General features: G+C 73.7%; 20 protein-coding genes. 4 read left to right on the top strand and 16 right to left on the bottom strand.

The window, feature by feature from the left end; all coding sequences use genetic code 11:
- Window positions 1-47: 47 nt before the first annotated feature.
- Window positions 48-1559: a TldD/PmbA family protein gene (locus tag CRP30_RS05050; protein WP_097182788.1), complete on the bottom strand. Its 1512-nt coding sequence runs from the start codon at window positions 1557-1559 to the stop codon at window positions 48-50.
- Window positions 1560-1582: 23 nt separating this feature from the next.
- Window positions 1583-3445, bottom strand: a complete 1863-nt coding sequence (locus CRP30_RS05055; protein WP_235003171.1) for a cation:proton antiporter domain-containing protein — start codon at window positions 3443-3445, stop codon at window positions 1583-1585.
- Window positions 3446-3516: 71 nt separating this feature from the next.
- Here CRP30_RS05055 and CRP30_RS05060 point away from each other — a divergent pair, with 71 nt between their 5' ends.
- Together CRP30_RS05060 and CRP30_RS05065 are read left to right on the top strand one after the other, a co-directional pair.
- Complete coding sequence (locus CRP30_RS05060) at window positions 3517-4320, top strand: MBL fold metallo-hydrolase (protein ID WP_097182790.1); 804 nt, start codon at window positions 3517-3519, stop codon at window positions 4318-4320.
- 153 nt (window positions 4321-4473) lie between these two features.
- A complete protein-coding gene (locus CRP30_RS05065) occupies window positions 4474-4953 on the top strand; it encodes a hypothetical protein (RefSeq protein WP_097182791.1) in 480 nt (159 codons plus the stop codon).
- A gap of 9 nt (window positions 4954-4962) precedes the next feature.
- Here CRP30_RS05065 and CRP30_RS05070 read toward each other — a convergent pair whose 3' ends face one another.
- The 6 genes from CRP30_RS05070 to CRP30_RS05095 form a co-directional block, all read right to left on the bottom strand.
- The gene (locus CRP30_RS05070; protein ID WP_235003223.1) at window positions 4963-5349 is read right to left on the bottom strand and encodes a VOC family protein; all 387 of its coding nucleotides are present in this window, start codon (window positions 5347-5349) and stop codon (window positions 4963-4965) included.
- A complete protein-coding gene (locus CRP30_RS05075; RefSeq protein ID WP_200814546.1) occupies window positions 5346-5774 on the bottom strand; it encodes a DoxX family protein in 429 nt (142 codons plus the stop codon). Before CRP30_RS05075 ends, CRP30_RS05070 begins: the two co-directional genes overlap by 4 nt.
- On the bottom strand, window positions 5771-6265 hold the full coding sequence (locus tag CRP30_RS05080) for an SRPBCC family protein (RefSeq protein WP_097182793.1): 495 nt from the start codon (window positions 6263-6265) through the stop codon (window positions 5771-5773). Before CRP30_RS05080 ends, CRP30_RS05075 begins: the two co-directional genes overlap by 4 nt.
- Window positions 6266-6342: 77 nt before the next feature.
- Window positions 6343-6828: an SRPBCC family protein gene (locus CRP30_RS05085; protein ID WP_097182794.1), complete on the bottom strand. Its 486-nt coding sequence runs from the start codon at window positions 6826-6828 to the stop codon at window positions 6343-6345.
- A complete protein-coding gene (locus CRP30_RS05090; RefSeq protein ID WP_097183150.1) occupies window positions 6825-7181 on the bottom strand; it encodes an ArsR/SmtB family transcription factor in 357 nt (118 codons plus the stop codon). Before CRP30_RS05090 ends, CRP30_RS05085 begins: the two co-directional genes overlap by 4 nt.
- A gap of 98 nt (window positions 7182-7279) precedes the next feature.
- Window positions 7280-8578 carry an amidohydrolase family protein gene (locus CRP30_RS05095; protein WP_097182795.1) on the bottom strand — a complete coding sequence of 433 codons (1299 nt, stop codon included), beginning with the start codon at window positions 8576-8578 and terminating at the stop codon, window positions 7280-7282.
- A 72-nt stretch (window positions 8579-8650) separates the two neighbouring features.
- Here CRP30_RS05095 and CRP30_RS05100 point away from each other — a divergent pair, with 72 nt between their 5' ends.
- Window positions 8651-9331: a DedA family protein gene (locus CRP30_RS05100; protein WP_097183151.1), complete on the top strand. Its 681-nt coding sequence runs from the start codon at window positions 8651-8653 to the stop codon at window positions 9329-9331.
- Between the two features lie 11 nt (window positions 9332-9342).
- Entirely contained in the window at window positions 9343-9987 is a 645-nt protein-coding gene (locus CRP30_RS05105) for an alpha/beta hydrolase family protein (RefSeq protein WP_235003172.1), read from the top strand.
- Window positions 9988-9997: 10 nt separating this feature from the next.
- Here the strand turns inward: CRP30_RS05105 and CRP30_RS05110 are convergent, their stop codons facing one another.
- From CRP30_RS05110 to CRP30_RS05145, 8 genes are all read right to left on the bottom strand, one after another.
- On the bottom strand, window positions 9998-11533 hold the full coding sequence (locus CRP30_RS05110; protein WP_097182796.1) for an HNH endonuclease signature motif containing protein: 1536 nt from the start codon (window positions 11531-11533) through the stop codon (window positions 9998-10000).
- Window positions 11534-11587: 54 nt separating this feature from the next.
- Entirely contained in the window at window positions 11588-12676 is a 1089-nt protein-coding gene (locus tag CRP30_RS05115) for an SRPBCC family protein (protein ID WP_097182797.1), read from the bottom strand.
- A 138-nt stretch (window positions 12677-12814) separates the two neighbouring features.
- Entirely contained in the window at window positions 12815-13669 is an 855-nt protein-coding gene (locus CRP30_RS05120; RefSeq protein WP_097182798.1) for an FAD binding domain-containing protein, read from the bottom strand.
- On the bottom strand, window positions 13666-16143 hold the full coding sequence (locus CRP30_RS05125) for a xanthine dehydrogenase family protein molybdopterin-binding subunit (protein ID WP_097182799.1): 2478 nt from the start codon (window positions 16141-16143) through the stop codon (window positions 13666-13668). The genes CRP30_RS05120 and CRP30_RS05125 overlap by 4 nt, the downstream gene beginning before the upstream one ends.
- Window positions 16140-16685 (bottom strand): (2Fe-2S)-binding protein, encoded by a 546-nt coding sequence (locus CRP30_RS05130; RefSeq protein WP_097182800.1) that lies wholly within the window; start codon window positions 16683-16685, stop codon window positions 16140-16142. The genes CRP30_RS05125 and CRP30_RS05130 overlap by 4 nt, the downstream gene beginning before the upstream one ends.
- Before the next feature lie 186 nt (window positions 16686-16871).
- Window positions 16872-18062, bottom strand: coding sequence for an MFS transporter (locus CRP30_RS05135; RefSeq protein WP_235003173.1), 1191 nt, complete (start codon window positions 18060-18062; stop codon window positions 16872-16874).
- A gap of 101 nt (window positions 18063-18163) precedes the next feature.
- Window positions 18164-19477, bottom strand: a complete 1314-nt coding sequence (locus CRP30_RS05140) for a sigma-54-dependent transcriptional regulator family protein (RefSeq protein ID WP_235003174.1) — start codon at window positions 19475-19477, stop codon at window positions 18164-18166.
- A 97-nt stretch (window positions 19478-19574) separates the two neighbouring features.
- Entirely contained in the window at window positions 19575-20843 is a 1269-nt protein-coding gene (locus CRP30_RS05145; RefSeq protein ID WP_097182802.1) for a multidrug effflux MFS transporter, read from the bottom strand.
- Window positions 20844-20888 lie beyond the last annotated feature (45 nt).

Consider the following 20888-nt stretch of genomic DNA (forward strand, 5'->3'; position numbering starts at 1 on the left):
GCTCCTCGGTCGCTGGCGCTCCCTGCGATGCTCACACCGCTGTCCGCTCATCGCCCGCCCTCCTGCACGGTGTTGAGGATGTTCACGCCCTCGAAGAGCGCCGAGGGGCAGCCGTGGCTGACCGGGGCGACCTGGCCGGGCTGGGCCTTGCCGCAGTTCATCGCGCCGCCGAGCACGTAGGTGTCCGGGCCGCCGACGACCGTCATGGCGCCCCAGAAGTCGGTGGTCGTCGCCTGGTAGGCGACGTCGCGCACCTGCCCGGCCAGCCGGCCACCCTCGATCCGGTAGAACCGCTGGCCGGTGAACTGGAAGTTGTAGCGCTGCATGTCGATCGACCAGCTCTTGTCGCCGACGACGTAGATGCCGTGCTCCACCCCGGCGATCAGGTCCTCGGTGGAGGGGCCCGCCGGGTCGGGTCGCAGGGACACGTTCGCCATCCGCTGGACCGGCACGTGGCCGGGCGAGTCGGCGAACGCGCAGCCGTTGGAGCGGTCCAGACCGCGCAGCCGGGCCATGTTGCGGTCGATCTGGTACCCGACGAGGACGCCGTCCCTCACGATGTCCCACTGCTGGCCGGCGACTCCCTCGTCGTCCCAGCCGACGGTGGAGAGGCCGTGCAGCGCCGTCCGGTCCCCCGTCACGTTCAGCAGCGGCGAGCCGTACTGCAGCGTCCCGAGCTTGTCGACGGTGGCGAACGACGTCCCGGCGTAGGCGGCCTCGTAGCCGAGCGCCCGATCCAACTCGGTGGCGTGGCCGATGGACTCGTGGATGGTCAGCCACAGGTTGGACGGGTCGACGACGAGGTCGTGCCGGCCGGCCGTGACCGACGGCGCCTTGGTCTTCTCGCGCAGCAGCTCGGGGATCTCGGCCAGCTCGGCGCGCCAGTCCCAGCCGGTCCCGGTCAGGTACTCCCAGCCGCGGCCCACCGGCGGGGCGAGCGTCCGCATGCTCTCGAAGGAGCCGGTGGCCCGGTCGACGGTGAGGGCGGTGAACTCCGGCGAGATGCGGATGCGCTGCTGGCGGGTGCGGGTGCCGGCCGTGTCGGCGTAGTACTTCTGCTCCTTCACGTGCATGCACCGGCTCTGCACGTGCTCGACGCCGTCGGCTGCCAGCAGCTGCTCGGAGAGCTCGGTGAGCAGGCCCGCCTTGTCCGCGTCGGGCACGTCGAAGGGGTCGACGTCGTACGCGGAGACGAAGACGGCGTCCGGGTACACCGGTTCGGGCGCGAGCTCGACGCGGTCGGTGTTGATGGCGGCGGACACCTTCGCGACGGTGACGGCCTCCTCGGCGAGCCGGACCGCCTCGGCCGCCGTGAGGACGACGCCCGCGGCGAAGCCCCACGTGCCCTCGTGCACGACGCGGACCGACAACCCGAGGTCCTCGCCGTCGACGGATGCCTCGGGACGGGCGTCGCGCAGGCTGATCGTCTGCGTGCGGATCCGCTCGACCCGGATGTCGGCGTGCTCGCAGCCGAGGTCGACGGCGCGGGTCAGCGCGGCGTCGGTGAGCGCGGACAGCGGCAGGGCGAGGAAGGTCTCGTCGATCGCGCGGACTGGCACGCGCCCCTTCCTACCAGCAGCCGTCAGCCGAGTTCCTCGTCGAGCCAGCACCACCGCCACGCCTCACCCGGCTCGGCACTGACGACGACCGGGTGCCCGGCCGAGCCGAAGTGCGCCCGGGAGTGCCGCCTCGGCGACGAGTCGCAGCACCCCACGTGCCCGCAGGACAGGCATCGGCGCAGGTGGACCCACGTCGTGCCCTCGACGAGGCAGTCCTCGCAGGCCGAGGCGGGCTGGGCATCCCCCACCGGCGCGGAGCGCAGGTGAGGGCAGTGGGTCTCGCGGGGACGGGGCGCCAGCGCCCGGTCGCGCGCCAGGGACTCGAGCTCCTCGGTGCGGTCGAGCAGCGATTCCTCGACGTCGATCGCGGCCAGGGCGGCGGAGAGGACGTCGCCGGGCGCGGTGCCGTCGTCGCGGGCGCGGATGACCACCTCGCGTTCAGCGGCGAGCATCTCCATGCGCAGCCGCGCGTAGGTGTTCGACGGCGTCTCCTGGTCGGCGAGCGGTCGGCCGAGACGCTCCCAGGCGGCGTGCGAGCGAGCCATCGAGCGGTCGCGCAACCGCTCGACGACGCCCTCGGGCTCGGAGCCCGTGGCCACCTCGTCGAGCCGGCGCAGTCCGGCCGCGCTCGCGGCGTCCCCGAGCTCGGCGGCGCGCAGCGCGTCTTCGGCCGGGTCCGGGGCCGGCAGGCCCGCCCGGCGGACCAGCCACGGCAGCGTCGAGCCCTGGATCAGCAGGCTCCCGACGACGACGGTGAAGGCGGCGAGCAGCAGCACCTCCCGGTCGGGCAGGTCCTCGGGCAGCAGCTGGGCCGCCGCCAGGGTGACCACCCCGCGCATGCCGGCCCAGGACACGAGGCCGGCGACCCTCGGGCTCCACGCCTGGCGCCGCATCCGGGGCGTGCCCGACGCCAGGATGCCGGCCAGCCCGAAGATGAAGACGGCCCGGGCGACCACCGTGGCCACGAGCACGGTCACGCAGACGGCGACGATGCGGCCGGTGCCCAGATCGCTGTCGGCGGCATCGTCGAGCAGCCCGGGCAGCTGCAGGCCGATCACCAGAAAGACGGCGTTCTCCAGCACGAAGGCGACCGTGCGCCAGGTGATCGCCTCGGTGACCCGCGCCGACGCCGTCTGCACGCGCGGCGAGAGGTGGGCCAGGGCCAGGCCGGTGACGACGGTGGCCAGGACGCCGGAGGCGTGCACCTCCTCGGCCGGGAGGAAGGCCAGGTACGGGGCGACGAAGGAGATTAGGGTGTCGAGCACCGGGTCCTTGACGCGTGCCCGCAGCACGGCCAGCACCGCCGCGACCACCCCGCCGATCAGCACGCCGCCGACGACCGCCCAGACGAAGTCGCCGGCGACCTCCGGCACGGAGGGGGACGCCGTCAATGCGGACACCGCGACCGTCAGGGCGATGAGTGCCGCCGCGTCGTTGACCAGGCTCTCCTGCTCGAGCAGGGTCGCCACCCTGCGGGGCAGGCCCAGCCGGCGGCCCAGCGCGGCCGCGGCGACGGCATCGGGCGGCGCGACGACGGCGCCCAGGGCCAGCGCGGCGGCGACGGCCACCCCGGGCAGCACCAGCCAGGTGGCCCACCCGACGACCCCGGTGGTGAACACGACGAGCACCACCGACAGGGACACGATGCTGGTCTTGTTGTGCTTGAAGTCGAACAGCGACGTGCGGACCGCCGTCGCATAGAGCAGCGGCGGGAGCAGCACGTGCAGGACCAGGTCCGGGTCCAGGCGGACATCTGGCACGTGCGGGAGGAACGAGGCCGCGGCGCCGACGACCACGAGGACCAGCGGGGTCGGCCACCCGAACCGGTCGCACATGCCGGCGACGACCCCGACGGCGATGACCAGGGCGACGATCTCTGCGGTCATCTCCACAGCCGCACCCAACTGCGCTGCGGTGCGGCGGTGTTCCCGGCGGCCGCGACGGGTAGCCGCGACACATGCCCGAACCCGCGGACGACGTGACGATGACCTTCGGCGGCACCGCCACGATGCTGCTGCGGATCGGCGGGTTCACGCTGCTCACCGATCCGAACTTCCTGCACCGCGGGCAGAGGGCGCACCTGGGCTACGGCCTGCGGGCCAAGCGGCTCACCGAGCCGGCGCTGCAGCCCACGCAGCTACCGGAGCTCGACGGGATCCTGCTGTCGCACATGCACGGCGACCACTGGGACCGGATCGCCACGAAGTCCCTGCCCAAGGAGACCCCGGTCGTCACCACCCGCGAGGCGGCGAGGTGCCTCGCCGACCGCGGGTTCTCCGCCACTGCCGACCTGCAGCCGTGGCAGACCCACGAGTTCCACCGGGGCGCCGACACGCTGCGGATCACCTCGGTACCGGGCGTCCACGGGCCGGGGCCGCTGGCGAAGGTGCTGCCGGCGGTGATGGGCAGCGTCCTCGAGCTGATCCACGGCGCGGATGTCGTCTGGCGGGGCTACATCAGCGGCGACACCCTGTACCGGCCCTACCTCGGCGAGGTGCTCGAGCGGTGTGGACCGCTCGACGTGCTCATCCCGCACCTGGGCGGCACCAAGGCGCTCGGGCTGACGGTGACGATGGACGCGCAGCAGGGGGCCGACCTCGTGGAGCTGCTGAAGCCGCCGGTCACCGTGCCGGTCCACTACGACGACTACGACCGCTTCCGGTCCCCGCTCGGCGACTTCGTGGCCGAGGTCGGCCGGCGGCAGCTGCCGGGGGCGGTCCGGACGGTGCAGCGCGGCGACACGATCTCCCTGCGCGCCTAGGGCGTCTCTACGGGCCTTTGGCGTCCTACCGCGGCTCAGCCCCTGGGATGACGCCGGGGCGAGTGGAGATCATCTTCCGGCCCGACGCCCGGTGACGCCGCCCTGACCCAGGCTCGTCCTGCCACGCACCGTGGCCCGACGAGAGGGAGAACGATGATCAGCAGGCGGACGGCGCTCGGCGTGAGCGGGGGTCTGGTCGCGGTGGCAGGAGCGGCGGTGGCCGGCGTGGTGGTCACGATGCCGGCCGGGGTGGACGGCGCCGGCGCCATGCTGGCCGAGTTCCGGGGCCACACCGAGACGTCGGACTACGCCGATGCGGACGCCGCGCCCCGGGACCTGCTGCCGCAGTGGACCCGGACGGTCGGCCACGACGTGACCGTCGTCCGGCCGGGGGACACCTCGGGTGACGACTCGGGCAGCGTCCGGGCCGACATGCGCCTGGACCCCAGCTCCGAGCTCCCCACGTCGTGCACGGAGCTGCCCGACGTCGGCATGCCCTGGGACGGCGGTGGGCGGTGGCCCGATCTGGGATCGGCTACCGCCCACGTGTGCGAGGGCTGGATCACCGTCGTGATCGACGACGCGCTGTACCTCTGGACCGACGACGAGCTCCGGGCGCCCGCCCGGTCCTGAGCTCCGACGTCAGAACGCGTCCCCGGTGCGCCAGGCCATCTCCTGGAGCGTCCAGCCGTTGCCGTCGGGGTCCTCGAACCCCGCGTACCGGACGCCGCCGCCGACGTCCTGCACCGCTCCGACGTCGACGCCGCGCCCGATCAGGTCGTCCCGGGCGCGCTCGATGCCGTCGACGACCAGGTGCAGACCACGGACCGATCCGGGAGTGCCCTGGTACGCGGGCACCCCGGTGCCGAAACCGACCGAGCAGGCCGAGCCCGGGGGCGTCAGCTGCACGACCCGCACCCCGTCCGCCGGGGTCACGTCGACGTCGAGGGTGAACCCGAGCCGGTCGGCGTAGAAGGCCTTGGCGCGGTCGACGTCGGCGACGGGGATCGGCACCAGTTCGAGCTTCATGTCCACGGGGACTCCTGTGCACGACGGGACGGGACCAGGGCCCGGACATCGTCCCAGCGGGCCCACGCGACCACGGCGGCCGCGACGAGGAGGGCGATCGTCAGCGCGGGGGTGACCTCGAGGACGACCACGTTGGTGAACGTCGCCCCCGTCATGAGCGCCACCAGGCCGAGTGCCGCGACGCCGGCCAGCCGCGGGACGAGGAGCCCGATCACGCCGAGCACCTCGCACGTGCCGACGAAGATGCGCAGCCACTGGCCGGCGCCGATGTCGGCGAACATCTCGACCATCGCCGCGTCGCCGGCGAGCTTCGCCAGACCGGCCATCGCGAACACGGCCGCCAGGGCCAGCCGCAGCACCAGGACGGCGATCCTGCCGGCACCTCCGGCCGCAGTGCGCTGGGCGACCGCAGCCCCGGTGGTCACGTCGTCCCGCCGGCACCGCCGGCCAGGAACTCGTCCAGCTTCTCGTAGCCCGCCGTCGCGCCGTCGACCATCCCGCTGGCGACGAAGGCGTCCCGGTCGGCGAAGGAGTCGCACAGCGAGGTGGTCGTCAGCCGAGTGCGGCCGCCGAGGTCCTCGAAGCGGTACTTCTCCAGCGCGACGCCGTCCGGGTCGCCCTCGAACGTGAGCGTCTGGACGATCAGCTCGGCGGGACGGAGCTCGTGGAAGCAGCCCCGGAAGCCGTACTCCTCACCGTCGCCCACGGCCAGGTAGCGGTAGGACCCGCCGGTGCGGGCGTCCCAGTGGTCGATCCGCATCTCGATCTCGCGGGGGCCCATCCACTGCACGACCAGTGCCGGGTCGACGTGGGCGCGGTAGACCTTCTCCGGCGGGGCGTCGAACTCGCGCGCGATCCGGACGAGCGGCACGTCGGGGTCGGACACGATCTGGGTCTCGCGGGTGGTGCTGGTCATGACGGCATTCCTCTCTCGGGCCGATGATTCGGGGGGACGCCCCGGGCCGGCGGTCCGCCGGCCCGGGGCGCGGGGCATCAGCCGCGGGCGAGGAGCTCGTCGAGCTTCGCGTAGCCCTCGTTGACGCCGACGTCCATGCCGCTGGCGACGAAGCCGTCGCGGCCCTCGAACGAGTCGACCAGCGAGGTCGCCGTCAGCCGGGTGCGGCCGCCACCGATGTCCTCCAGGACCAGCTTCTCCAGCGCGACGCCGTCGGGCATGCCCTCGAACGTGAAGGTCTGCACGATGAGCTCGTCGGGCCGCAGCTCGTGGAAGGAGCCGTAGAAGCCGTACTCCTGGCCCTCGTGGATCGCCGTGTACCGCCAGGAGCCGCCGGTGCGGCAGTCCCACTGGTCGATCCGCGTCTGCGTGCTGTCCGGCCCCATCCACTGGGCGACCAACTCGGGATCGGTGTGCGCGCGGTAGACCTTCGCCGGCGGCGCGTCGAACTCCCGGATGATCCGGACGATCGGGACGTCGGGGTCGGAGACGATCTGGGTCTCGTGCTTCGTGGTGCTGGTCATGACGGGGTTCCTTCCGGGGGTGAGGTGACGGGCTCGTCCGGCATGGCTGCCAGGACGTCGTCCAGACGGCGGTAGCGCTCCTCGGCCTGCCGCCGGTACCGCTCGATCCACTTGGTCATCAGGTCGAAGACATTCGCTTCGAGGTGCACCGGGCGGCGTTGCGCCTCCCGGCTCCGGCTCACCAGGCCGGCGTCCTCGAGCACCTTGAGGTGCTTCGAGACGGCCTGGACGGTCACGTCGTAGGGCGCGGCGAGCTCGTTGACCGTGGCGTCGGCGACCGCGAGTCGCGCCACGATGTCCCGCCGGGTGGGGTCGGCCAGTGCCGAGAACACCCGGGAGAGCGGATCTGCCACCACTTCGTCCTCCTCATTCAACCTTTCGGTTGAGGAAGAGGTTAGGACGGCAAGCGGCCGTGGTCAACCGTTTGGTTGAAGAAGTTGTCGGCGGCTGGTCAGCCGGCCGCGAGACGCGCGGCCCGCTGGGCGACGTCGAGGCGCAGCGCCTCGGTGTCCACCGTGGTCGAGGCGGCGTCCCGGACGACCTGGCGACCGGCCACCCACACGTCGCGCACGTGCCGCCCGGCGCCGGACCACACCAGGTGCGCCAGCAGGTCCGCCGGATCACCGACCGGCTCGAAGACCAGGTCGCGGGTGTCGACGTGCACCAGGTCCGCGCGGCGCCCGGCCGTGAGCTGCCCGAGGTCGGGCCGGCCGATCGCGTCGGCCGCCCCTCCCGTGGCCAGCCAGACCGCCTCGGCCGCGGTGAGCGCCGTCGCCGACCGCTCCGAGAGGCGGGCGAAGGACGCGGCGAGCCGCAGGTCGGCCAGCAGGTCGAGGCCGTCGTTGGACGCCGGGCCGTCGGTGCCCATGCCCACCCGGATGCCGCGGTCGAGCATCGCCCGGAGCCGCGCGATCCCGCTGGCGAGCTTGGCGTTGCTGGCCGGGCAGTGCGCGACCGCGACGTCGTACTCCGCCCAGAGGTCGAGGTCGCCGTCGTCCATGTGCACGCAGTGCGCGGCCAGCACCCGGCCGCCCAGGACGTCGTGGGCCGCGAGCAGGGCCGGCACCGACAGGCCGTGCGTGGCGAGCAGCTCCGCACCCTCGGTCGCGGTCTCCGCCACGTGCAGGTGCAGCAGCCTGCCGTGCTCGCGGGTGAGCTGGGCCGCCTCGCGCAGTACGGGGAGCGGGACGGTGTAGGCGGCGTGCGGCCCGATCCCGAACTCCACGGAGCCGTCGTCCGGCGCGCTCGCGAACAGCCTCAGGGCGTCGGCCAGCTGCTCCTGGAGCGGCGGCAGGCTCGGCATCGGGATGAGCGTGGCGAGGATCAGCGCGCGGGCGCCGGTGGTGCCGACGGCGGCGGCGATGCGCTCCGAATGGAAGTACATCTCGACACTGGTGGTCACGCCGTTGCGGAGCATCTCCGCGGAGGCGGCGGTCATGGCCACCTCCACGTCGTCCCCGGTGAGCCGGGCCTCCCGCGGCCACATCACCTCCTGCAGCCACCGGTCCAGCGGAAGGCCCTCGCCCTGCCCGCGGAACAGCACCATCGGGGCGTGGGAGTGGGTGTTGACCATGCCCGGCATGAGCAGGCCCGGGAGCTCGACGAGCTCGGCGTCCCCGGCCGGCGGGGCGTCGGCGGCCGGCCCGACCCAGGTGATCAGGCCGTCGTCGACGTCGACGACGGCATCCGGGACGACCGTCCCCTCCCGGTCCCCGACGACGACGGCGCGGGCGGTGAACCGGTGCGACATGGAACCCGAACCTAGTGCCGCGCCGCCCGAGGGGCGCGGCGACGTCGCGGAGCCGCCGATACCGTGGTGGCCATGTCACTCCTCGCCGCCGCCGCATCCGACGAGGGCGGGATCACCGGCTTCCTGCTGGACCTGGTCGACAGGCTGGGCGCGGTCGGAGTCGGTCTGAGCATCCTGGCCGAGACGGTCATCCCGCCGATCCCCAGCGAGGCGGTGCTCGGGCTGGCGGGGGTGCTGATCAACGAGGGCCGGATGAACGTCGTCCCCGTCGTCCTCTTCGCGACGCTCGGCTCCGTCATCGGCGCGATCTTCTTCTACTTCGTGGGCAAGGCGCTGGGCCCGCGCCGGTCGCACGCGTTCCTCGACCGGCTGCCGCTGGTGGAGACCGAGGACGTGGACAGGACCTTCGCCTGGTTCGAGCGGCACGGCCGCTCGGCGGTCTTCTTCGGCCGCATGGTGCCGATCGTGCGCAGCTTCATCTCGGTTCCGGCCGGGGTCGTGCGCATGCCGTTCGGGCAGTTCCTGCTGTTCACCACCGCGGGCAGCCTGATCTGGAACAGCGTGCTGATCGGCCTGGGCGTCGCGGCCGGTGACTTCATCCGGGACAACCTGAAGTACCTGGACTACCTCGTCGTCGCGGCCGTGGTCGCCGTCGTTGGCTGGTTCGTCTACCGCAAGGCGTCCGGGAAGCTGCACCGTCCTCCGGCAGCGGGCAGCACGCTGCCGGTGGACGAGCGCGACCAGGCTCCGTGACCGGATTCCATGTGACCGGATTCGATGTGACCGGACTCGGTGTCGAGACCCCGCACGGCCCGGCCCGCGCGCACGTGACGGACGGCGGCGGCGGAACGACCGGCACGCTCGTTCTCGGGCACGGCGCCGGCGGTGGCGTGGAGTCCGTCGACCTGGTGGCGGTCACGGACGAGGCGGCGCGGGCCGGCTGGCGGGTGGTGCGGGTGGAGCAGCCGTGGCGGGTGGCCGGCAAGCGCATCGCCACGGCGCCGCCCACGCTCGACGCGGGGTGGAGCGCGGTGCTGGACCGGCTCCGGGCGGACGACGTCCTCACCGGCCCCCTGGTGCTCGGTGGACGGAGCGCCGGGGCACGGGTGGCGTGCCGGACGGCGGCCGCGCAGGGCGCAGCCGGGGTGCTGGCGCTGGCGTTCCCGCTGCACCCGCCCGGCCGGCCGGAGAAGAGCCGCGCGGACGAGCTGACCGCCGTCCCGGTGCCGCTGGTCGTCGTCCAGGGCGAGACCGACGCCTTCGGCGGACCGGCGGACGTGGCGGCGGTGCTCACCGGGCAGGCGGGCGCCTCGGTCTACGCCGTCCCTGGTGACCACTCGCTGAAGCGCAACGTCGACATCGTGGCCGCTGCCGCGATGTCCTGGCTGGACGACCTCGTCGCTCGCTGAGCACGCCTCGTCAGAAGGGTGCCGGTTCGTCCTCGAGCTGTGCCGCACGGACGGCCGGGTCGTCGTAGCCCGGTGGTCGGGTGACCCGGGTGACCCCGCTGGGTGTGGTGACGGTGAGGACGCCGTCCGAAGTCATCGAGAAGGACCAGCCAGGGGCGTGGGTCTTGAGGCGGTGGTGCCGTCGGCAGAGGCAACAGAGGTTCTCGCAGGCCGTGGCGCCGCCCTCGGCGTGGGCGCGCATGTGGTCGAGGTCGGCCCAGCCGGCGGAGTTCCGGCAGCCGGGCTGACGGCACGTGCGGTCGCGCGTCATGACGAACCGCTCCTGTGCCGGCGTGTGCCGGTAGCGGCCGACCGGAGGTGGCCGGTCCAGGACCGGGCAGTCGCACTGACCGTCGGGGTGCTGGGGGCAGCCGCGGCGGGCCAGGCGTTCCAGCTCGGCGCGGGTGACGACGGCGCGCAGCGCGCCCGTCGCGGGATGGGTGAGGGCCAGGTGCAGGGTGCCGCCGGCGGGTGCCTGCAGCCCACCGGGGCAGAGCGCGTCCAGCTCTTCGAGCAGGGCGCGCAGGTGGGCGGCGGTGATCGCCTCGCCGTTCAGCTCCGCCGTCGGCGTCGAGGCCGGTCCCCGGAGCGCGTCGGGGGGTGCGAGCACCGTCAGATGAGCCGTGACGGGTGGCCGGGAGGTGTCCCAGGGCCGGGTGACCAGGTCGTAGAGCACCCCGACCCGCAGCTGCCCGATGCCGCGCGAGTCGCCGTCCGCCTTCGCCATGTGCGCGTAGCGGTCCATGGTGCGACTGATGGTGTCGGCCATCTCCCGGGGCAGGAACACCGACAGCTCCGCCATCCCGTCGCGCATCGGGCGGACCGCCACGTCGGCGGCGCGGGCGGCCTGCCGGCGCCGGCGGTCGGCAGCGGCGGGGTCGTGGCGGAGCAACTCGGCGCGCACCGCGGCCTGCAGCCGGCGGACGGGCAGTTCCCGCGCCCCCGGCAGGACCGCAGCCTCCACGGCGGCCAGCACGTGCGGCTCCACCTCCCGCGAGGGCGCCAGCAGCTCGGCGGCCAACGCGAGGCCGCGCGGCCGGTCCAGCCGACCGTCGGCCATCGCCGCCCACGTGCCGGGCAGGTGGCGGACCAGCAGCACGGAGAGGTCGGCCTGTTTCGTCGCGGCGGTGCGGGAGCAGCGGGAGATGATCGCCAGCTCGTCGGCGAAGAACTCGCTCACCCCGGGCGCCGCTTCCCGGCCGGGCGCGGGCAGCCCGTCCGGTGACGCCGCGCCGGGCTCACCGATCTGCCGGTCCTGCGAGTCCGGCCGCCGACGGGCGAGCTCGGCGACCAGTTGCGCCCGGTAGGCCGTCAGCTGCGCATCCACCTGGTCGACGCGCTGCACCTCGGCCGCGAGCTCTCGGTCGGTGCGGGAGCGCACCGGCATGAGCTCGCCTAGCCGCGTGGGTCGTTCGATCACCCCGGGCGGGAGGATCGACGGCGGCCACGACGGCTCATCGAGGGTGTTGACCGTCACCCCGACGCCGAACCCACCGCCCTCGAACACATGAGCGACGATACGGAGGGGGTCTGACAGTTCGGGCCCCCGACCAGGAGGTTCTCAGCGGCGGCGACGACGCCGTCGGACCAGCAGCGTGAGGACCAGCAGCACGCCGGCCACACCGGCAGCCGACGCGGCATAGCGGGCCATGGCGGCACCGCCGGCCACCTCGAGCAGGTCGATCGGCTCCGGCTCCGTCTGCGGACGGGCCACGGGCCGCGGACCGGCCGAGGGAACGCTGCGCACCGGGCCGCCGGTCGCCGGCCGCTTCGGCGGAGCCGTGGGCCCACCGGGCGGCGCACTGGGGGCCTTGGCCGTCGCGGGCGCGGTGTCCGCCACGGCAGGAGCGGCGTCGGTGGTGGCGGCCGGAGCGGCCTCCTCCAGCGGCGGCACGGCCTTCACCGGCACGGTCTTGGCCGCCGCCTTCTTCGCCGGTGCCGCCTTCTTCGCGGGGGCCGCCTTGGCGGCCGGCGTCGCCTTCTTGGCCGGCTCCACGGGGCTGGAGGCGCTCACCTTGTCCGTCGCCGCCGCGGCGGCCTTCTTCGTGGTCGCGGCCGCCTTCTTCACCGCTCCACCGCCTGCGCCGTTCGACGCGGCCTGCTCTGCCGACGCGGCGATCTCCTCGACCGCGCCGGTGACGGTGGCGGCAGCCTTCGCCGCGGGGCTCGCGCTCGCGGCCGCGCGGGCGGCGTCCCCCTGCGCGTCGCCCTCCCCGAGCTGGGCGGCCAGCTTGTCGGCGAACTGCCCGAGCAGCTTGTTCCCGACGTCGGTCATGACGCCCCGGCCGAACTGCGCGGGCCGGCCGGTGATGTTGAGGTCGGTCAGCACGTCGACCCGCGTGATCGCGCCCTCCGCCGCCAGCTTCGCCGTGATGGTCGCCGCCGCCGTGCCGTTGCCCCGCTGGTCCTTGCCCTTGGCGTCGATGACGGCGCGGTGGGCGGCCTCGTCCTTCTCGACGAACGACGCCTTGCCCTGGTAGGTCAGGTTGATCGGGCCCAGCTTGACCTTGACCCGCCCGGTGAAGTCATCGCCGTCGACGCTGTCGAGCGCGGCACCGGGCATGCAGGGCGCGATCCGCTCGATGTCGAGGAGCACCCGCCAGGCCTCGTCGAGCGGCACGGGCACGGTGAACGAGTTCTCCAGCTGCACGGATGACCTCCTGGAGGTGCGTCCGGTCGACCCACCCCCGAGGGGCGGGCCGACCGGGACGGACGGGTACGGACCGGCGCGGCCCCGTCCAGAGCACCGCCCCGAGTGCGAGGGGTGGGGAGGACGGGGTCCCTCAAGCTACAGCCCTGCGGCCGCCGTGACCGCGCGGCGAGTCAGCACCTGGGCCAGGTGTTGCCGGTAGTCCGCCTGCGCGTTGAGGTCGCTGCTCGGGGTGGTGCCGTCGGCCGCGTGCTCGGCGGCCGCGGCGATGGCCTCGCCCGTGGCCTCCGCGCCGGTCAGCGCCTCCTCGACCGCGGACGCCCGCAGCGGGGTCGGGCCCATGTTGGTCAGCCCGATCCGCGCCTCGGCGATCCGGCCGCCCTCCATCCGCACCGCCGCGGCGACGGCCACGATCGACCAGGCCTGGGCCACCCGGTTGAACTTCTCGTAGTGCATGCCCCAGCCCTCGCGCTTGGGGATCCGGATCTCGACGAGCAGCTCCCCCTCCTGCAGCGCGGTGGTGAGGTAGTCGACGAAGAAGTCCGCGGCCGGCACGGTGCGCCGCCCCTCGAGCCCGGCGACGACGAACTCGGCGTCCAGCGCCAGCGCCACCGCCGGCAGGTCACCGGCGGGGTCGGCGTGCGCGAGGGCGCCCCCGAAGGTCCCGCGGTGGCGGACCTGGCGGTCGGCCACCGTCTCGGTCGCCTCGGCGATCAGCGGCGCATACCGCGCGATCAGCGGGTCGGAGAGGACGTCGGAGTGCGTCGTCATGGCGCCGACGACGATCGCGTCCCCCTCCTCGCGCACACCGCGGAGCTCGGCGACCCGGGTGAGGTCGACGACGGTCTCGGGGGCCGCCAGGCGCAGCCGCATGACGGGGATCAGCGACTGCCCGCCGGCGAGGATCTTCACGTCCTCCCCACCGGAGGCGACGGCCTGCAGCGCCTCGTCGATCGTGGACGGGCGGGCGTAGGCGAACGGAGCGGGAATCACTGCAGGCCTCCTGCCGTGCTCGGAGCGTCGCTGGAGTCGGCGGCCTGGGCGTTGGTCCGGGCCGATGCGCGGTCCCCGCCGTCACCGCCCTCGTGGATGGCCCGCCAGACGCGTTCCGGGGTCAGCGGCATGCGGATGTCGCTCACGCCCAGGTGCCGGACGGCGTCGATCGCGGCGTTGACGACGGCCGGGGTGCTGGCGATGCAGCCGGCCTCGCCGACGCCCTTGGCCCCGATCGGGTTGCTGGGTGCGGTGTGCACGGTGTTGCCGGTGTCGAAGTGCGGCAGGTCCGAGGCCGCCGGCACCAGGTAGTCGACGAAGGTGCCGGTGGTCAGGTTGCCGTCGGCGTCGTACACCGCCTCCTCGTACAGCGCCTGCGCGATCCCCTGGGCCAGCCCGCCGTGCACCTGTCCCTCGACGATCAGCGGGTTCACGATCGTCCCGACGTCGTCCACGCAGGCGTACTTCCGGATCTTCACGAAGCCGGTCTCGGTGTCGACCTCCATCGCGCACAGGTGCGTGCCGTGGGGAAAGGAGAAGTTCTCCGGGTCGAACGTCGCCTCGGCGTCGATGGAGGGCTCGATGCCCTCCGGGTAGTCGTGCGCCGCGAAGATGGCGAGGGCGATCTCCTGGATGCCCAGGCCCGTGCCCGGGGTGCCGCGGACGGAGAACTTCCCGCCGGAGAACTCCAGGTCGTCCTCGCTCGCCTCCAGCAGGTGCGCGGCGATCCGGCGCGCCTTGGCGACCACCTTCTCCGCTGCCTTCACCACCGCGGTGCCGCCGACGACGAGCGACCGGGAGCCGTAGGTGTCCAGGCCCTTGGAGGAGATGGCAGTGTCGCCGTGCAGCACCTCGACGTCCTCGAACGGCACCCCGAGGTGGTCGGCGACCAGCTGGCTCCAGGCCGTCTCGTGGCCCTGCCCGTGTGGCGTGGACCCGGTCACCACCTCGACCTTGCCGGTCGGCAGCATCCGGATGGACGCCGACTCCCAGCCACCGGCGCCGAAGGACAGCGAGCCCAGGACCCGGGACGGGGCCAGCCCGCACATCTCGGTGAAGGTGGAGAAGCCGATGCCCAGCTGCAGCGGGTCGTTCGACTCGCGGCGGCGCTTCTGCTCGGCCCGCAGCTCGTCGTAACCGAGCAGGTCCAGCGCGTCCTGGGTGGCCTTCTCGTAGTCGCCGCTGTCGTACTGCAGCCCCGCGACCGTGGTGAAGGGGAACTCCTCGGCGTTGATCCAGTTCTTCTTCCGGACCTCGAGCGGGTCCATGCCGAGCTCGTCGGCGAGCTCGTCCATGATCCGCTCGATCGCGAAGGTGGCCTCGGGCCGCCCGGCGCCGCGGTAGGCGTCGGTGGGCACCTTGTTGGTGAAGACGCCGTCGCACTCGAAGCGGTAGGCCGGGAACTTGTAGATGCCGGGGAACATGAACGCGCCGAGCGCCGGGATGCCGGGCGTGATCAGCCGCAGGTAGGCGCCCATGTCGGCCAGCAGCCGCACCCGCAGTCCCTTGACGTTGCCCTCGCGGTCGGCGGCGACGTCGATGTACTGGATCTGGTCGCGACCGTGGTGGGCCGTCATCAGCGACTCGCTGCGCGTCTCGGTCCACTTGATCGGCTTCCCGAGCCGGCGGGCCACCAGCAGCGTGACGACCTCCTCCGGCGTGGGCGTGATCTTGCCGCCGAACCCGCCGCCGACGTCCGGGGCGATGACCCGCAGCTTGTGCTCGGGGACGCCGGTGACCATCGCCAGCATCACCCGCAGGATGTGCGGGATCTGGGTGGAGGACCAGAGCGTGTAGTTGTCGCCCTGCGGCTGGACGACGACCGAGCGCGGCTCCATGAAGGCGGGGATGAGCCGCTGCTGCACGAACCGCCGGCTGACCACGACCTCGGCGTCGGCGAACGCCTGCTCGGTGTCGGCCCCGGTGCCGGCGTCGCCGGCGTCGAAGACGAAGTGGTAGCTGGTGTTGGACGACGTGTGGTCGTGGCAGAGGTGCGCGTCGGCCTTGACCGCCTCCTCCATGTCGAGGACGACGGGCAGCACGTCGTAGTCGACGTCGACCAGCTCGACGGCGTCCTGCGCGGCGACCTTGCTGCGCGCCACGATGACCGCCACGGCCTCGCCGACGTGGTTCACCTCGTCGACGGCGATCGACGGGTGCCCCGGGTTGACCATGTCGGGGGTGACCGGCCAGGCGCAGGGCAGCGAGCCCTGCTCGTCGGCGACGTCACGCCCGGTGAAGACGGCGATGACGCCGGGCGCCTGCTGGGCGGCGCTCACGTCGATCTGGGTGATCTTGCCGTGGGCCACGGGGCTGCGCACGAAGGCCATGTGCAGCATCCCGGGCAGGACCATGTTGTCGGTCCACGTGGTGCGGCCGGTGATCAGCCGGGCGTCCTCCTTGCGGCGACGCGCCTTGCCGATCTCCTTCTCGGGGACGGCGTCGGCGGTGGTCGGCTCCTCGACGAGGGTCACGACTGCACCGCCACGTGCGGGGCGGCCGCGGTGTCGACGACGGCCGGCGATTCGTGGCTGGTCCCCGACGCCGCCCGGCCGTGCATCTCCCCGGCGGCCTGCTGCACGGCGCGGACGATGTTCTGGTAGCCGGTGCAGCGGCAGAGGTTGCCCTCGATCCCCTCGCGGACCTCGTCCTCGCTCGGGTCGGGGTTGTCGTTCACGAGGTCGATCGAGGCCATGATCATCCCGGGGGTGCAGAACCCGCACTGCAGGCCGTGCATCTCGTGGAAGGCCTTCTGCATCGGGTGCAGCGTGCCGTTCTGCGAGATGCCCTCGATCGTGGTCACCTCGCTGCCGTCGGCCTGGACGGCGAAGACGGTGCAGCTCTTCACGGCCTCGCCGTCGAGGTGCACCGTGCAGGCGCCGCAGTTGCTCGTGTCGCAGCCGACGACCGTGCCGACCTTGCCGAGCTGTTCACGCAGGTAGTGCACGAGGAGTGTCCGTGGCTCGACGTCGTCGCTGTAGGACGCCCCGTCGACCCGCACAGAAATCTGGGTCACCGATCCTCCGCTCACAGGTGTGGCCCCGGTCACGTCCCGGGGTGCACGGCGGAGTCTGCATCGCCGATCGCGACTTAGGCCAGGCTCAGTGACCCGGAGCCGCTCCCGGGACCCCGGAATCCGGCGGAAAGCCGGGGTGCGGGGCCGTCCGAGCGGCCGACCGCAACGTTGCAGCGTGGTTGCAGCTCAGCCGACGGGCAGGCGTTCGCCGACCGCGGCCGGGGCGGCCGGGCGCCGGTCGCGGCGCCGGAGCACGGCGGAGACCACCAGCGGCACCAGCCCGGCGGCCGCGAGACCGGCGCCGACGGCGCTCGGTGCGCGGTAGCCCAGGCCCGCGGCGATCACCAGGCCGCCGACCCACGCCCCGAGGGCGTTGGCCAGGTTGAGCGCCGAGTGGTTCAGCGCGGCCCCCAGCATCTGCGCCTCCCCGGCGGTCTCCATCAACCGCAGCTGCAGCAGGATCGCCAGCGTCGAGCCGCTGATGGACACCAGGAGGACGCCGACCAGCAGCCCGGGTGCCCACGGGGCCACCAGCGCGGTGCCGGCGAGCACGACCATCAGCGTCACCAGGGACCCGGCCACCGAGGGGAACAGCGCCCAGTCGCCGAGCCGCCCGGCGAGCGCCGTACCGACCACCCCGCCGATCCCGTAGACGAAGAGGACGACGGGCAGGGTCCCGCGGGAGAGCTCCGCGACGTCGGTGACCAGCGGGGCGATGTAGCTGTAGAGCGCGAACATGCCACCGAAGCCGACGATGCCGATCACGAGCGTCAGCAGGACCTGCGGCCGGCGCAGCGCGCCCAGCTCGCCGCGGACGGTGGCCTCGGGGCGCCCCGGCGTGGACGGGACGACGGCGAGCACGGCCGCGATGGTCGCGGCCGCCAGGACCACGACGAGCCAGTACGCCGAGCGCCAGCCGACCGTCTGCCCCAGCCAGGTCGCGGCCGGGACGCCGGCGACCAGGGCGACGGAGAGGCCCAGCATGACCGAGCTGACCGCCCGCCCCCGGAGCCGCGGCGCGACCAGGGAGGCGGCGACGAGGGAGGCGACGCCGAAGTAGGCGCCGTGCGGGAGCCCGGCCAGGAGGCGGGCCACCAGCAGGGTGCGGTACCCCGGCGCCAGGGCGGTGAGCACGTTGCCGACCAGCAACGCGCCCATGAGCCCGACGAGCAGGGCGCGACGGGGGAGGCGGGCGCTCAGCGCCGCGATCACCGGGGCACCGATCACGACCCCGACCGCGTAGGCGGAGATGACGTGGCCGGCCGAGGGGATGTCGACACCCACGCCGTCGGCGATGTCGGGCAGGACGCCCATCGTCACGAACTCGGTCGTGCCGATCGCGAACCCGCCGAGCGCCAGCGCGACGATCGCGATCACGGTCCGCACCGTGCTCAGGGATGGGGCGGTCTCGGGGGGTGCGGCACTCACGCGGAGTGCCAAGGGCTCCCCATCGGCCGGCATTCCCGCGTCCGGCGAGTTCAGCGTGCGCGTCGTCCGCGGCGCAGGCGCAGCAGGTGCGCCGCCGCGGCGGCACGCCGCGGCGAGCTCGCCGGCAGGGAGTCGAGGCAGCTCTGCCAGATCGCGACGTCGTCCCGGGCCTCGGGCAGCTGGGCGAAGCGCAGCAGGAGCTCGGGACGGCGGCTGCGCAGGACCGCCTGCCGCAGCAGCGCGCCCACCCGCTCGCGGGCGACGGCGACCCCGGGCGCGCGGGAGCCGGGCAGCACCGCCCCGGGATAGCGCTCCAGCGCCTCCCCCACCGACCCGCGGGCCAGCAGCCGGCGCACCTGGTCCAGATCCGTGTCGATGCGCCCGAGCAGGCGGTAGGGCCGCGATCCCACCAGGTCCGCCCCGACGAGGCGGCGCAGCCGGGACAGCTCCGCCCGCACGGTGACCTCCGCGGCCTCGCCGGGGTGGCACTCGGCCGCCAGCTGGACCGCCGTCCGGCCCTCCCCCGCGACGGCCGCCTCGGCGAGCAGGAGCAGCAGCTCGGAGTGGCGGAGCGAGAGCTCCACAGGTCCGGAGGGAAGGGTCAGCCGCGCGCGTTCGCGGCCCAGGACGTCCAGCCGGGGCGCCAGGCGCTGCACCGGCCCCGGCCGGCTCCGCCGCTGCAGCTGATCCCGGTGCTGCCAGCGCAGTTCGGACTCCACCGCGGCGACGGTCGCCCGCACCAGCGTGAGCACGTGCGGACTGGCCACGTGGTCGCCGCCGGTCACGTCGATCGCCCCGAGCAGGACGCCGGTGACCGGGTCGTGCACCGGCGCGGCCGAGCAGCTCCAGGGCTGCACCGGGCGGCGGTAGTGCTCGCTGCCGTAGATCTGGACGGCGTGGTCGACGGCCAGCGCGGTGCCCGGCGCGTTGGTGCCGACGACCTCCTCGGCCCACCGGGCGCCCTCGACGAAGTGCATGCCCGCCGCCCGGGAGCGCAGCGCCGAGTCACCCTCCACCCAGAGCATCCGGCCGCCGGCGTCGGTGACCGCGACGATCATGCGGTCGTCCTCGGCGTCCTCGACCAGCAGCCGGCGGATCACCGGCATCACCGGTGCGAGGGGGTGGGCCTCCCGGTAGGCGATCAGGTCGTCGTCCAGGAGGTCCACCGGGGGCACCCCGCCGTCGGGGTCCACGCCGCTGCCCAGCGACCGGCGCCACGAGTCGTGGACCACCGCGCGCACTGCGTTCTCAGGTAGAGCCGTGCCCGTGACGAGGCGTTCGTGGGCGGCGCGCAGCCGCCGGTCGTGGTCCGGGCCCGGGCGCCCCGCGGGGAGCGCCAGCCAGGGGTTCACGGCCGGCGGCACGGGGCGCTCCGCCAACGGTGGCTCATGTCACGGCCATCGTGACCGCTGACCGGCGCATGCACCAGAGATGGAGCCCCCGGAGTTGGTGCCGCCGGGTTCAGTGCGCGGCGGCGGGCACCACGTCGTCGTCGGGCACGGGGAGCTCCCACGGCCGGACGACGACCACGAGGACGACGATGGCGAGCACCAGGGCGGCGACGACGACCGTGCCGATCGCCACCGCGTCGTTGCCGAGCAGGCCCACCACGGGCGACACCAGCGCGCCGACCCCGAACTGGACGGCGCCCAGCAGGGCCGCGGCGGTCCCGGCCGCCTCACCGTGGCGGGAGAGGGCCAGCGCGGGTGCGTTGGGCAGCGCGAGACCACAGGCGAAGAGGACCGCCCACAGGCTCCCGGCGACGGCCCACAGGCCACCGGTGCCCGTGGCGGCGAGCACGACCAGCGCGATACCGGCGACCGCTCCGGCGACGGTGCCCGCCACGAGCAGCTGCTGGGGCGACCAGCGACGCAGCAGGACCGGGTTGAGCTGGGTGGCGCCGATCAGCCAGAAGGCACCGGCGCCGAACAGCAGGCCGAACTGCTGCTCGTCGAGACCGAACTCGCCCTGGTAGACGAAGGCCGAGCCGGAGACGTAGCTGAACAGCCCGGCCATGGTGAGCCCGGCGACCAGCACGAGGCCGACGTAGGCGCGGTCGTGGAAGAGGCCGCGGTAGCCGCGGAGGGTCCCGCTGACGCCGCTGCTCTGCCGCCGCTCGGGAGGCAGGGTCTCGGGGAGGAGGCGGGCGCCGACGACGATCATGAGGACGCCGTAGACGGCGAGGAAGGCGAAGATCCCGCGCCACGAGGTGAACCGCAGCATCTCCCCGCCGATGGTGGGCGCGAGCACCGGCGCTGCGCCCAGGACGAGGAAGAGCCGGGAGAGCATCGTCGCGGCGGCGCGGCCGTCGTACAGGTCCCGCACGATGGCGATGGCGATGACGGCACCGGCCGCCGTCCCGACGCCCTGGAGCACCCGGAGCGCGCCGAGCACCGCCAGGTTCGGGGCGACGATCACCAGCAGGGACGCCAGCACGTGCAGTGCGGTGCCGGCCAGCAGCGGCCGCTTCCGGCCGATCGCGTCGGACACCGGGCCGAGCACGAGCTGGCCCAGCGCGAGCCCGATGAGGGTCCCGGTCAACGTCAGCTGCACGGCTGCCGACGTCGTCTCGAGCTCCCGGGTGATGGTCGGGAGCGCAGGCAGGTACATGTCGATGGTCAGCGGGCCGATGGCCACGAATCCGCCGAGGACCAGCGCGGTGCGGGCGACGCCGGGTCGCTCGACCGCGGGGGCGGGAGTGGAAGTGGGCCGTTCCTGGAGGGCGGTCACGGTGGTCCTGTTCTGCTCGCTCGCGTCGCGGAGACCGACGCTGGC

It is taken from the genome of Blastococcus haudaquaticus (genome assembly GCF_900230285.1).
In the GTDB taxonomy this organism is placed as follows: domain Bacteria; phylum Actinomycetota; class Actinomycetes; order Mycobacteriales; family Geodermatophilaceae; genus Blastococcus_B; species Blastococcus_B haudaquaticus.